Origin of the sequence: Metamycoplasma neophronis (assembly GCF_006491995.1) — a bacterium.
Classification (GTDB): domain Bacteria; phylum Bacillota_I; class Bacilli_A; order Mycoplasmatales; family Metamycoplasmataceae; genus Metamycoplasma; species Metamycoplasma neophronis.
The window spans coordinates 1-826 of record NZ_VHHP01000023.1; the positions used below are offsets into that span (position 1 = coordinate 1).

Consider the following 826-nt stretch of genomic DNA (forward strand, 5'->3'; position numbering starts at 1 on the left):
GGTTCTTGGAGGCGATCGGCTGCCCGCTGATCAACATTCACCATTCGTTCCTTCCAGCCTTCACCGGCGCGGCCCCGTACCAGCGCGCACGAGAACGCGGCGTCAAACTGATCGGCGCGACCGCCCACTACGTGACCGAAGTTCTCGACGAGGGGCCCATCATCGAACAAGACGTCGTTCGTGTCGACCACACCCACACCGTCGATGATCTGGTGCGTGTCGGCGCCGACGTCGAACGCGCAGTGCTTTCCCGCGCCGTGCTCTGGCACTGCCAAGACCGCGTCATCGTGCATCACAACCAGACCATCGTCTTCTGACATGGGTGACTGCGCGCGTTGCGGTCAACTTCTTGGTGCCCATGATGGTCACGGCGTCGACTGGCCGTTTCGGCGCCGTCGCCCAGCGTGAACTGAGGGCGGAAAATCGGCTGGCCCGAATCTCGCCCCCAGTGCACGCTCGGCGCCGTTTGGCCTCACCCGGTCAACGTGAACTGTCCGGGTGGGCGCTGTCACGTAGCGAGCCCACGTGGGGCCGGGGTCGGCCCGCCAAAAACGCCCCGGCGCGGCCAGCTCATGAGCGAGTACGCAAGCTCAAGGGACACCCGCTTTGCACTGTGGAAGAACCCCGAAGACCTGGCCTGCGGCAGGTGCGGTCAAAGGAGCGGAGTGTAGACAGGACCGGTGGGTCTGCTCAGCGCGGCCCCGAATCAGGACAATTTTCGCACCTAGCGCATCCAATATCGCTTTCGAAGAACGTTCACGCCAGTCCCACTGGGCCGGTGCGAATGGTGCAACGCGCCTGTCGTCGCAGGAAACGCCGTCCGCCA

2 pseudogenes are annotated in these 826 nt (G+C 64.4%); both read left to right on the forward strand.

Annotation, left to right across the window (positions count from 1 at the left end):
* Nucleotides 1-5: 5 nt before the first annotated feature.
* Nucleotides 6-200 (forward strand): annotated as a pseudogene (locus FJR74_RS08320) (formyltransferase family protein); the annotation flags it as partial.
* 302 nt (nucleotides 201-502) lie between these two features.
* Nucleotides 503-635 (forward strand): annotated as a pseudogene (locus FJR74_RS08325) (ISL3-like element ISAar34 family transposase); the annotation flags it as partial.
* Between the last annotated feature and the right edge of the window lie 191 nt (nucleotides 636-826).